Origin of the sequence: Aerococcus kribbianus, from assembly GCF_026805545.1 — a bacterium.
Classification (GTDB): domain Bacteria; phylum Bacillota; class Bacilli; order Lactobacillales; family Aerococcaceae; genus Aerococcus; species Aerococcus kribbianus.
The window spans coordinates 47161-59065 of record NZ_JAPRFR010000003.1; the positions used below are offsets into that span (position 1 = coordinate 47161).

Consider the following 11905-nt stretch of genomic DNA (forward strand, 5'->3'; position numbering starts at 1 on the left):
GATTATAAAATGTTTTGTCCAACCGCTTTTTCTACATTGCGGTTTACGCGTTCTTTCGCAATACCTAGACTTCCTTGGTGAGAAGGAATAAGGATAATTGCAGGAATAACTTGGGTATCGTAATGGTCAATAGTATCAGGAATTTGTTTGGCCATGGTTTCTGTGAGGTAAATCACCCCATAGTCTTCCTTAGCCAATTTATCTACTACCTGACGGGCTTGGTCACCATTAGCCACAGGATAAGAGTCGAAGCCAATCAATTGAAATGGGACAACGACATCTTTTTCACCGACTACTCCAATTTTATAAGCCATAGATTGGTCGCATCCTTTCTTCAATTTTTTCTTTTGGCAATCCATAGTCTTTAGCCGTTAAGATTAAACGAATATTACTTATTTCATTTTCCTTGAAATAGAGGTAAGCCAGACTAGGAAGAGGACCAAAAGCGGCTAAGTTAGCGTTCTTCATCATTTGCGCCTTGATTTCAGCAATAGTGGCATCCAAGGCAACCACATCAACCGCATCCCCTTGGCCAACATAATCCTCTAGGGCATCCCCGTAAGCTTGGTGGGCATAAAGGCTTATAATCCCATCAAAGTCATGACGGTCAGCTAAAGGTAAGAGTTCTTCTTGTTTAACTGTCCCTTGATCAGACGTAATAACTTTTAGGAAGCCTTGGGACCGGCCCTGTTTCATGGCCCGAATAATCGTTGATAAATTCTCTAAATCAATAATAGCCTCAATGTAAGTTTCTACCTCTGGAGAATCGATTCTCTCCTTAATGCTGCCGATATGGTTAAGGTAAGCATTATCCAAGAGGATGGAAATACCATTAAGATCCTCATAATCTTCGTAGTATGTTTTGACATCTGAGATTGCCTTGTGCATCACGGAATCCATGTCACGCCCTTCATCTGTCTTAATGGCATGACGAAGGCTGTCAACGGAATAATGACCGAAATCTAAGAGCATGTCATCAAATTCTTTGTCAGCATACCAGGCTTTGAATAAAACCTTTAGATTATGGTAGTCATAACGTAAGGCCAAGATATCAATAACCTCAGCATCCGGCACACCAGCATAGAGTTCACGGTAATTAGCCTTGAGACTCTGGTTGAGAAATGCTTCAAAATCTTTACTTTCCAGGATGTCATCAGGCACATGATAGTCTGTTTTACGCAATACAGCAATGGCGTCTGCCAATGAATCTGCTCTAAGCATGGCCTCATAATCAGCCTTAGTTAAGAAAGTCGTTTCACGAACACGTACCGTGGTATTTATGGCACCATAAGCAACGTCTTGCATTGTTCCACTCCTTTCTTAAAAGCCACGTTTAACAATTTCAGGGGCAAGTTGATCCTTTAATTCCGCAATAATTGCTTCAAACGTGAAGTTATAGTCCATTCCTTGACTAGCTAGGATAAAGCCAGACCGGTCAGCCACTGTACGCTCAGTAAAGGTCACTTGGCTGTCTGCGTTTTGAATTGCCGTCTTGTCTTGGTCAGAGAGAATGTTTTGGCTGAATTCGCCCATCTCCACCGCAACGGCTTGACCACTAGGAACTTGTTTTAAGGCGTCTTTAATCAAGTCAGCAAATTGGCTACTATCCATAGCATTTAACTGATCAATCGCTGCTTGATAGGATTGGTCAATCAAATGTTGTTTGCCCTGTAAGATTTGATTACGCATTTTATTTTCATATGATTGCTTTTGGCGTTGCAATTCGGCTTGGGAAGCAGATTGGGCTTGGTCCATGTCGTTTTGCAAGTCATCAGCAATGGCCTTAGTGGCTTGATCTTTTTCACTTGCGAGTTCTTTTTCTAAGTCTTCGAGTTCGGCGGCTTCTTTCGCTCTTACCTTGTCCAAGACATTTTGGGTTAAATCGTTAATTTCTGCCACGACACTTCCTCCTTCCTAATTTTTTCAGCTCAAATTAAACTGATAAAACAAGTAGGAAGGAAATAACGAAGGCCAAGATAGCGTAAGTTTCTACCATGGCAGCATAAATAATCCCGTTAGAAGTGTTTTCTGGGCGTTTAGCTAAGATTTGTAGGGCAGCAGTTGATACTTGACCTTGGTATTTACCTGAAATCAAACCAACGAACCCAATTGGTAAACCAGCCACGAAGTATTGGAAACCTTGAGCAAAGTCAACTCCACCAGATAATTGTAGGTAAATCATAAAGCCAACAACGAATCCGTAAAGTCCTTGTGTACCTGGTAATAGTTGTAGTACCAATGATTGTCCGAATTTTTCAGGTTGTTCCTTGATTAAGGCAGAAGCTGCTTCACCAGTTTGACCAACACCACGAGCTGATCCCATACCAGAGAAGATAACTGCTACAGCAATACCTAACATCGCAAAAATTTCGCCACCGTTTTCAACAAAGAAAGAAATCCAATTTTCCATAATGATATAAACCTCCAAATTTTTTAATTATTATTACTTATCATCTTTTAAACGTACATGGTCTTGTAGGGTTTTGATTGGTGCAAAGGCACGTCCTCCACCTTCATAGAATTTACCGAAGAACTCTACAAAGATTAACCGGGCACCGTGAACATAAGCACTCAATAGCCCTAAGAACATATTAAATAGGTGCAAGAATACTAAAATCAATAAACCGATTGTGAAACGAGCAGGTGCAGGGAAGAAGGCAATCAACATGTTGAAAGCCAAGGCGATAGACCCTGAGGAAACCCCTAAGGCCATCAACCGGGTGTAAGAAACGAAGTCCCCAACATAATTGGCAATACCATACAAGTTGTAGAGACCTAAACCAGCACCCAACAATTTCTTGTCATTGAATATCATTGGTACAACCACCATACCAATAGCAGCAATGATGGCTACCCATTTACCAATATTAGTCATTAAGGCGTTGTCCATAGCCATAGAACCAATGACCATAACGATAATTCCTAGTAAGAGTAGCAACCAACCTAATCCATCGCTATAGGCAGAATCATAATCCTTTTCCTTGGATGCCAAGTAAGTCTTTAGCATTAGACCCAAGAAAATTTGGACTGCCCCGAAAGCGATTGATAAGATTAGAACTAATTCCACATCTTCGGTGGGATTAATCAATTGAATGGGCAAGCTAGCCCCGAAGATGGACCCGTAAATAATCCCCCAAATCATCGTTGGGTAAGACAGGATGTGACCAAAACGCATAAAACGTTTGACACCAGGTTTCAAGTCCATAACCTTCAAGACAAAAATAGTCACTAGCCACATCAATAGCCCGTAACCTAAATCGGCCATCATCATACCAAAGAACAAGATATAAAATGGCGTCAAATAAGGGGTTGGGTCAAGTTCATTGTATTTAGGTAAACTATACATTTCCGTCACTGTTTCAAAAGGCTCAACCAATTTATTATTGTTTAATTTAATTGGCACCTCGTTGTTGTCAATCTCTGATTGAGAGATTTCTTCAGTGAGTAAGACGGCACTTGGATAGTCCGCTGTCATAATTGCTTGTAGGTCAGGATAGTCCTCTTCGGTGACCCAACCTGAAACTAAGGTCAGCAAATCATTGTCATAGGTTAAGTCATCGACCGTTTGTAATTGGGCTTGGTTATAGAAGACCTCCGCAGCTAGGGCGATGGTTTGCCGTTGACCCTGCAAGTCTTGCAGATCACTGACTAAGTGTTTTTCTTCATCTAATAAGTCCTTACGTTCTTTTTCCAAGTTTTGGAAGGCGCGGTCAGGACCATTTTGGTAGGGGTATTCCCATTCAGAGAAATGATTATCTGCCAATAGGCCATCCAAGCCATCCCCTTGGTCCTTATCGATAAAGAGGACCACACCAATTTCATTTTCATCGGAATAAACTTCCGCTAAGCTTAAGCCTTCTGCTGCTTGTAGGGTGTTCCAGAATTGACGATTGTCATCATTAGGTAACTTCCCTAGTTTGGCATCGAAATGCTCAAAGTCAGCAAAGGTGGTAGGATCAACCGGTAAGCTACGCCAGTTAACCAATTCATTTTGTTGTGTCTCAATTGTTTCGCGTTCATCTTGAATCGCAGTCCGTCGACTCTTCAACGACTCAATCCGACTAATCACTTCCTCTGCCTTGTCCAAATCAGCCTCTTGGTAGAGTTGGTCCATCGTCATCACTGGACGTTTGGCAGTGAGTTTGTCTTTAAGGGATTCTTTTTGTCGGTATTGGGATAGGTCGACTAAGGCCTGCTCTGCGCGCTCATACCAGGAAAAGTTCTCAGCATAGGCTTCTGAATTTGCTTGCGGTAATTGCAATTCATCTTCTGCTAATTCACTCGGCAAATCACGAACTTCAACCTTTTGTAAATTTTGTAGGTCACGCAATAAGGCAGCTTTTAATTCTGGTTCAGCGACAATTGAGAGCTTTCTCATTTTAGCGATTGCCATAAACTTTTGTCACCTCTCCAACAATATAATCAACAATGCTATCTTGCTTATCCTTGAAGGCAGTTTCAATCTCTGCCATCTCGCTTTGCTGTTGACTGGCTTTTTCCTCTTGAAATTGTTTGAGAGTTGCCGCTTGGTCATTAGCGAGATCTTCTTTGTAAGCTGCTAACTTGTCTTGGGCTTGCTTGCGATAGTCTTCAATAGCTTGTTGATTGTCTGCTTTCGCTTGCTTTTTCTTGTCTTGATAAGACTTGGCGATTGCTTTGGCTTCTTCTTCTGTTTCCATCACTTTTGCGATTGTATTGCTTTCCAAATTATTCCACCCCCTATTTATGCATACGCTTTATTATAACACTCTTGGGCAGTCTTTTTAAGGAAATCTTATAAAGGGAAGGGCCATTCATTAAATTTAAAGGTTCGATTGCATTTTTTGCTGTTCTGCTTGGCGACGTGCTTTTTTGCGGGCCTTATTTCTTTGGCGGAGCGTCTTGAAAAAAGCTTGCAACATTTCCTGACTCTCTGCTGCTAATAAGCCACCAGTGACTTGGACTTGATGGTTGAAGCGTTGGTCAGTTAGCAAGTTCATCAAACTTCCAGCTGTGCCCGCCTTTTGGTCATAGGCGCCAAAATAAACATGGCGAATGCGACTAAGAATCATAGCCCCAGAACACATCGGACAAGGTTCTAAGGTGACATAAAGGTCACAGTCTGATAAGCGCCAATGGCCAAGTTTTTGGTTAGCTGCTTGGATAGCTAAGACCTCCGCATGACTCGTGGCCTCTTGGTTAGTCTCCCGTAAATTATGGGCAGCGGCAATTACTTGATCCTGATAGACCACCACTGCTCCAATCGGAACTTCGCCAATGGCCCGTGCTTTATCGGCTTCGACTAGCGCCTGGCGCATAAATTCATAGTGTTTATCAGCTAATGGCTCCTGGGCCATGCCAATCCCTCCCTGTTAGATTACCTCAGTATTTTCCCAAGAATTACCTTTCTTGCCTAAAAAAATAGAAGACGAGGACAAGCCTCATCTTCTTATTTTAACATAGGTCATCATTGGACTGGATCCTTATGCTTCCCAACGTTTAATAAACTTGTTTAAGAGATAAACTAGGAAGGTGGATACTACAGCAGCAGCGAAAATAACTCCCCATGTTTCTAAGCGCAATGCTTCTGTACCAATCACAGTATTCATAAATGGTGTGTAGACGGCTAATAAGAGCAGAATCACTGAAATTATGATGGCACCAACTAAGAAGTGGTTTTTGAATACGGTACGATCTAAACCAAAACGATCAGTCTCCCGAACATTGAAAATGTGGAAGAGTTGGGCCACAGCCATGAAGGCAAATACTGATGTTTGTACATATGGCAAGCTTAAGTCATCATTAGCGCCAAAGATTAAGAAGACAACAAAGGAAGATAATCCAATCACTAAACCGCTCAATAGAATCCGTCCCAAGAAGACCTTGTTCATTAGACCCTTGTCTTGATCGCGCGGTGGTTTGTCCATAATCCCTTCTTCAGCCGTTTCAAAAGCTAAAGCCATTGCAGGTCCAATATCAATAACTAAGTTCAAGAAGAGAACGTGTAGCGGTAGAATTGGTAATGGCAATAGGAAAACAGTGGCCAAGAAGATGGCAGTGATTTCCACCATGTTACAAGCAAATAAGAAGGAAACGTATTTTTTGATATTTTCAAAGATGATCCGTCCTTCACGTACAGCATCTACAATCGTAGAGAAACGATCATCCGTTAAGATCATATCGGAAGATTCCTTGGCAACTTCGGTTCCCCGAACACCCATAGCAACTCCGATATCCGCGCCATTTAAGGCTGGGGCGTCGTTAACCCCGTCACCGGTCATGGCAACAACTTCACCTTCTTCTCTAAGGGCATCAACAATTTGTAGTTTATTTTCTGGTGAAACCCGAGCAAAGACTGCTGTATCACGAATCTTATCGATAAAGTCAGCTTGGCCATGGGCTTGGTCAATTTCCTTACCAGTCATGGTATTTTCACTATCATTGATACCAATTTCTTGGGCAATAATAGAAGCAGTTTTCGGATGGTCACCAGTAATCATTTTAACCTTAATGCCCGCATTTTGAGTCATTTCGATGGATTCCTTAACGTCTTGACGTGGTGGGTCAATGATTCCAAACAAACCATCGAGTTCTAATTCATGTGGGTGGTCGTCAATTAAGGTATTAATGTCTTGGCCAGAATGGTCGTCTAGACGAATAGACGCTAGGGCAATCACCCGTAACCCTTTTTCGGCTAGTTCTTCATTACGTTGTGACCAAGTTTGGATTTCTTCATCAGATAATTCCGTCATATCAAAGAGGACATCTGGGGCCCCTTTCATAATGACAATTTCTTGTGGGCCATCATAGTGAACGGCCATGTACTTGGCTTCGGAATCAAATGGAATTTCATCGATGCGTTCCCAACCATCTGATTGGAGTTGATCTTCGGTCATCCCCATCTTCTCACCAAGAACAGTTAAGGCACCATCAGTAGGGTCCCCGATAATATCGTATTCGCCATTGTCTTCTTGAGTTAACTTGGCATCAGAAGCAAAGTAACCATATTGGATAAAGTCGTTTAGGGCTTGGTTGTCAGCCAAATCCACCTCTTGGCCATCTTGGCTAATTTCACCTTCTGGCGTATAACCCTTACCAGACACCTCGTACTCTTGGCCATCAGCTAAAATCAAGTGCTCAACAGCCATTTGGTTTTCTGTTAATGTTCCAGTTTTATCTGAAGCAATAACTGAAGTCGATCCTAGGGTTTCCACAGCTGGTAGGGATTTTACTAGAGCCTTGTGGTTGGCCATAGTCTTCATCCCCCGTGATAAGGTAATGGTTGATACTGCCGGCATGGCTTCAGGAATAGCAGCCACGGCTAAGATAACGGCAACGTGGAGCATTTCTGTAATGGGTTGGCCAGTAATTAAACCAGTCACCAAGACTGATATACCAGCAATAGCAGCCGCCACGATAATTACCTTAGAAATCTTATCTAATTCAATATCCAATGGGGTGGCTTGCTTATCATTACCTTGTAGTAATTCGGTAATCTTACCGACCTCAGTATCCATCCCCGTTTCAGTAACCACTGCTTCAGCAGTCCCCCGTGTTACCGCCGTTCCTGAGAAGACCATATTTAAGCGGTCACCAATACCTTCTTCTTCGTCATATGTTGCTTCTGCGTCTTTATCGACAGCTTCAGACTCACCAGTTAAAGCCGATTCAATCGAAGCAAAGTTTTTAGTTTTCAGGAGTCGGGCATCAGCAGCCACGGCATCTCCTTCGCTCAAAATCAAGATATCGCCAGGAACGACATCGCCAGCATCAAGCTCAGAAACCTTTCCGTCGCGTCGCACTTTTGCTACGGTAGAACCCATGTTTTGCAAGGAGTCAACAGATTTTTGGGCAGTGTATTCAGTCACAAAACCAGTAATCACTGATAGTAAGATAGCAATAATCACTGCAATCCCTTCAATTGGTTCATTCGTTAAGAAGGATAATACAGCAGCTGCTATTAATAGATAAACAATGAGATCATTAATCTTATCCCATAAAATTTCCCAGGCTGAAAGTTTTTCTTGTTCGTCTAATTCATTCCGTCCATACTTTTCTCGGTTGGCTTCCACTTGGTCAGTAGACAGGCCTTGTCTTTGTTCAACATCAAAGGCTTGTAAACTGTCTTCAATGGATTCTTGGTAAAAGTTTCTTTCTGTCATAACATCTCTCCCATAATTTTTTTAAGTTATAGTGACTAAAAAGTGATAAAGGGCTCGGCGTTGGTCAGGGTTCAAGGTTTTGATACGGTCAGCAAATTCTTGATCTGTCGGTAGGGTGTCTTCCTTGAAGAAGTCTGCCATAGTGACATTCAAAACCCGGCAGATGATTTCAAGTTTTTCAAAAGACACATTTGAGGCATGGTGTTCCACCGAAGATATAAAGGCAGCAGACACCCCTACGCGACTGGCGACTTCCTTGACTGTAAGTCCCCTGTTTATTCGTAGTTCATGTATTCTCGAGCCGATATCCATTTTTAATCTCCTTAACTTTATTCTGTCTACTAGGTTAACATCTTAGTTTTATAATGTAAAGTGACACGCACGTTTTACATATAAAAAATAAGTACCACTTAATAAAATAGTCAAAATCCCCTTCTTTCTTGTTATATAACCGCTTACATGGTATAATCTTTATACACTTGTATAGACAAGTTGACTATTTGCACTTATTATGCACTTATATAAGAGGAGGATATATTATGTCAGAAGAATTTAAACAGGATGCCAAATCTTTGTTAGAAGACATTGGTGGTTCAGATAACATCCAGGCAGTCACCCATTGTGCAACTCGGATGCGTTTCGCTCTAAAAGATCCTAGCCAAGCTGATGTCAAAAAAATTGAAGAATTGAAGTCAGTCAAGGGAACCTTCACCCAATCGGGACAATTCCAGGTCATTATCGGGAATAAAGTCGCAGATTTCTACAATGAATTTGCCAAATTTGCCGATGTCAAGGAAAGTTCCAAAGATGAAGTGAAGTCAGCGGCAGCTGCCAATAACCAAAACTGGTTGCAACGCGCCATGACCTTCTTGGCGGAAGTTTTCGCTCCTATCATCCCTGCTATTATCGTTGGTGGTTTGATTCTCGGTTTCCGTAATATCTTAGAAGGTGTTCCAATGGAAAACTTAGGTGGCCAAACCATCGCCGAAAGCTCCACCTTCTGGAATGGTGTCAATACCTTCCTATGGTTACCTGGAGAAGCTATTTTCCACTTCCTACCCGTAGGAATTACTTGGTCAGTGACCCGTAAGATGGGAACCACACCAATTCTAGGAATCATCCTGGGAATCACCCTAGTGTCTCCTCAATTATTAAATGCCTACGCTGCTCCAGAAGCCATCTTAAATAATGAAGTGCCTGTTTGGGACTTTGGTTTCTTCCAATTAGATATGATTGGTTACCAAGCCCAAGTCTTACCAGCCCTATTCGCTGGATTAGCCCTAGGTTATCTAGAAAAATTCTGGCGTAAGGTGATTCCAGAAATGGTTTCTATGATTTTCGTGCCTTTCCTATCCTTATTACCGGCCATTATTTTGGCTCACACCATTCTAGGACCAGTTGGTTGGACAATTGGTACTTGGATTGGTGAACTCTTCTACGCTGGTTTAACTGGCTCCTTCTCATGGTTGTTTGGTTTACTCTTCGGCGCCTTCTATTCTCCATTGGTTATCACCGGTCTCCACCACATGTCCAACGCCATCGACTCTCAATTAATTGCTGACTTCGGAGGTACTGGTTTATGGCCAATGATTGCCCTATCTAACATTGCCCAAGCCTCTGCTGTCGTTGCCGTATGGTGGATGACTCGTCATGATGAAGAAGAATCACAAATTACCATTCCATCCTTTATCTCGGCTTATCTAGGGGTTACCGAACCTGCTATGTTTGGGGTCACCTTAAAATATATTTACCCATTTGTGGCTGCAATGATTGGTTCTGGTATTGCCGGTTTAATTTCTACCGTCAGTGGTGTTCAAGCCAATTCCATCGGTGTCGGTGGTTTACCAGGTTTCCTAGTCATTCAACTCGATTCTATGGTGCCATTCGTTATCGCTATGGTGGTTGCTATGATTGTGCCATTTGTATTGACCCTAACCTTCAAACGCTTCAACATCCTAACTAATGCTGGTTTAGATTTCAACATCCCGTTCTTCAACAATAAATAAGGAGGTAAGTTATGACCCAAGGATTTAGCGACAAAGTCATTTATCAACTCTATCCCCGGTCTTTTAAAGATTCTAACGGTGATGGTGTTGGCGATTTACGCGGTGCCATTGAAAAAATTGATCATATCAAGGACCTGGGTGCCGATATGATTTGGATGAATCCTTTTTATCCGTCACCGCAAAACGATAATGGCTATGATATCCAAGATTACACTGCCATTGACCCAACATTTGGAACTATGGAAGATTTCGAAGACTTAGTCCAAGCCGCCAAGGACCGCGGTATTGGTATCATGCTAGATTTCGTTCTCAACCATACTTCAACGAGCCATGAATGGTTCCAAAAGGCTCTAGCCGGTGACCCTTACTACCAAGAGTTCTACTATATCAAGGATCCTAAAGCAGATGGCTCTTTACCAACCGACTGGGCATCAAAATTTGGTGGCCCAGCTTGGGAACCCTTTGCCGATACAGGTAAATATTATCTCCACCTCTATGATGTCACTCAAGCCGACCTGAATTGGCATAATCCTAACGTCCGTCAAGCTCTCTACGAAGTGGTAAACTTTTGGTTAGAAAAGGGTATCACCGGAATGCGTTTCGATGTACTCAATGTCATTGGCAAAGAAGATTTTGTGGATTCTGGTGCTCCAAATTCTGCCGAAGAAAAAGCTCTCTACACCGATACACCTATTGTTCACGAATGGGTGCAAGAATTGCACCAGGAAACGTTCGGTCGCTATCAAGACACGGTGACCGTGGGCGAGATGTCTTCCACTAGTATTCCGCACGGGATCAAATATACCAATCCTGACCGTCAAGAATTATCTATGATCTTCAGTTTCCACCACCTCAAGGTTGACTACCAAGATGGTGACAAATGGACCAAGGCACCTGTCGATATCCCAGCCTTCAAGAAAATTATTGGCGACTGGCAACGTGGCATGGCTCAGGGTGGAGGTTGGAATGCCTTATTTATGAATAACCATGACCAGCCTCGAGCCAACTCGCGTTTTGGTGACACAGAGCACTATAATTTCGAAACCACTACCATGCTCGCCACCATGATCCATCTCTTGCGAGGGACACCTTATATCTACCAAGGCGAAGAAATTGGAATGACTAATCCTTATTTCGCTTCAATTGATGACTACCGCGATGTGGAGTCACACAACGCCTACAAAGAGCTTCTTGATAAGGGCATTGATCCTGATCAAGCTTTGGCTATCATTGGCGATAAGTCACGCGATGCTAGTCGAACACCAATGCAATGGGATGACAGTGAAAATGCCGGTTTTACTTCTGGTCAAGCTTGGATTGGTATTCCTGATAATTACCGGACGATTAATGTTGCTAATGAGCGTGAGAATGGTCGTATCTTCCCTTACTATCAAAAACTAATTCAATTACGTAAGGATTACCCTGTGATACAAGAAGGGGATTACCAAGAAATTCTTGCTGACCATCCTAAGGTTATGGCCTACTTGCGACAGTTGGCTGACACAGAAATGGTAGTCTTAGCAAACTTTACTGCTGATCAAGAAAGTGTTGAGCTCGATAAAGACTATAGTGATTATAAAAAATTAATTGGTAATGGTGATTTAAAACAAATTGGCCATAGTGCTGAATTAGGTTCTTATGAAGTCGCCGCCTTTATCAAAAAATAATTTAAACTAGATACAAAAAGCCATGTGGGTATCTTACCCACATGGCTTTTTTACTTTAATTATTCTATTTTTAAACTATCTAATCTTCAAT

Annotated in this window: 11 protein-coding genes; 2 read left to right on the top strand and 9 right to left on the bottom strand. The window is 42.2% G+C overall.

Annotated elements, in window-relative coordinates:
- Positions 1–2 precede the first annotated feature (2 nt).
- The 9 genes from OW157_RS06465 to OW157_RS06505 all read right to left on the bottom strand — a co-directional run bounded on the left by OW157_RS06465 (position 3) and on the right by OW157_RS06505 (position 8453).
- Entirely contained in the window at positions 3–314 is a 312-nt protein-coding gene (locus OW157_RS06465; RefSeq protein WP_268752534.1) for a V-type ATP synthase subunit F, read from the bottom strand.
- The gene (locus tag OW157_RS06470) at positions 304–1305 is read right to left on the bottom strand and encodes a V-type ATPase subunit (RefSeq protein WP_268752535.1); all 1002 of its coding nucleotides are present in this window, start codon (positions 1303–1305) and stop codon (positions 304–306) included. Before OW157_RS06470 ends, OW157_RS06465 begins: the two co-directional genes overlap by 11 nt.
- A gap of 15 nt (positions 1306–1320) precedes the next feature.
- Entirely contained in the window at positions 1321–1899 is a 579-nt protein-coding gene (locus OW157_RS06475; protein ID WP_268752536.1) for a V-type ATP synthase subunit E, read from the bottom strand.
- Between the two features lie 34 nt (positions 1900–1933).
- On the bottom strand, positions 1934–2410 hold the full coding sequence (locus OW157_RS06480; protein ID WP_268752537.1) for a V-type ATP synthase subunit K: 477 nt from the start codon (positions 2408–2410) through the stop codon (positions 1934–1936).
- Between the two features lie 33 nt (positions 2411–2443).
- Complete coding sequence (locus tag OW157_RS06485) at positions 2444–4393, bottom strand: V-type ATP synthase subunit I (protein WP_268752538.1); 1950 nt, start codon at positions 4391–4393, stop codon at positions 2444–2446.
- Complete coding sequence (locus OW157_RS06490; RefSeq protein WP_268752539.1) at positions 4380–4706, bottom strand: hypothetical protein; 327 nt, start codon at positions 4704–4706, stop codon at positions 4380–4382. Before OW157_RS06490 ends, OW157_RS06485 begins: the two co-directional genes overlap by 14 nt.
- Positions 4707–4802: 96 nt before the next feature.
- Complete coding sequence (gene tadA / locus OW157_RS06495; protein ID WP_268752540.1) at positions 4803–5336, bottom strand: tRNA adenosine(34) deaminase TadA; 534 nt, start codon at positions 5334–5336, stop codon at positions 4803–4805.
- A 126-nt stretch (positions 5337–5462) separates the two neighbouring features.
- On the bottom strand, positions 5463–8141 hold the full coding sequence (locus tag OW157_RS06500) for a cation-translocating P-type ATPase (RefSeq protein ID WP_268752541.1): 2679 nt from the start codon (positions 8139–8141) through the stop codon (positions 5463–5465).
- 21 nt (positions 8142–8162) lie between these two features.
- A complete protein-coding gene (locus OW157_RS06505) occupies positions 8163–8453 on the bottom strand; it encodes a helix-turn-helix domain-containing protein (RefSeq protein WP_268752542.1) in 291 nt (96 codons plus the stop codon).
- Between the two features lie 227 nt (positions 8454–8680).
- Between OW157_RS06505 and treP the strand changes: the two genes are divergently transcribed.
- On the top strand, positions 8681–10147 hold the full coding sequence (gene treP / locus OW157_RS06510; protein WP_268752543.1) for a PTS system trehalose-specific EIIBC component: 1467 nt from the start codon (positions 8681–8683) through the stop codon (positions 10145–10147).
- Positions 10148–10158: 11 nt separating this feature from the next.
- Complete coding sequence (gene treC / locus OW157_RS06515) at positions 10159–11814, top strand: alpha,alpha-phosphotrehalase (RefSeq protein WP_268752544.1); 1656 nt, start codon at positions 10159–10161, stop codon at positions 11812–11814.
- Positions 11815–11905 lie beyond the last annotated feature (91 nt).

Excerpts from the sequence above, each read along its gene's own strand:
- OW157_RS06465 (WP_268752534.1), bottom strand. The coding sequence starts at position 314 with ATGGCTTATAAAATTGGAGTAGTCGGTGAAAAAGATGTCGTTGTCCCA.
- OW157_RS06480 (WP_268752537.1), bottom strand. The coding sequence starts at position 2,410 with ATGGAAAATTGGATTTCTTTCTTTGTTGAAAACGGTGGCGAAATTTTT.
- treC (WP_268752544.1), top strand. The coding sequence starts at position 10,159 with ATGACCCAAGGATTTAGCGACAAAGTCATTTATCAACTCTATCCCCGG.
- treP (WP_268752543.1), top strand. The coding sequence starts at position 8,681 with ATGTCAGAAGAATTTAAACAGGATGCCAAATCTTTGTTAGAAGACATT.
- OW157_RS06485 (WP_268752538.1), bottom strand. The coding sequence starts at position 4,393 with ATGGCAATCGCTAAAATGAGAAAGCTCTCAATTGTCGCTGAACCAGAA.
- OW157_RS06500 (WP_268752541.1), bottom strand. The coding sequence starts at position 8,141 with ATGACAGAAAGAAACTTTTACCAAGAATCCATTGAAGACAGTTTACAA.
- tadA (WP_268752540.1), bottom strand. The coding sequence starts at position 5,336 with ATGGCCCAGGAGCCATTAGCTGATAAACACTATGAATTTATGCGCCAG.
- OW157_RS06470 (WP_268752535.1), bottom strand. The coding sequence starts at position 1,305 with ATGCAAGACGTTGCTTATGGTGCCATAAATACCACGGTACGTGTTCGT.
- OW157_RS06505 (WP_268752542.1), bottom strand. The coding sequence starts at position 8,453 with ATGGATATCGGCTCGAGAATACATGAACTACGAATAAACAGGGGACTT.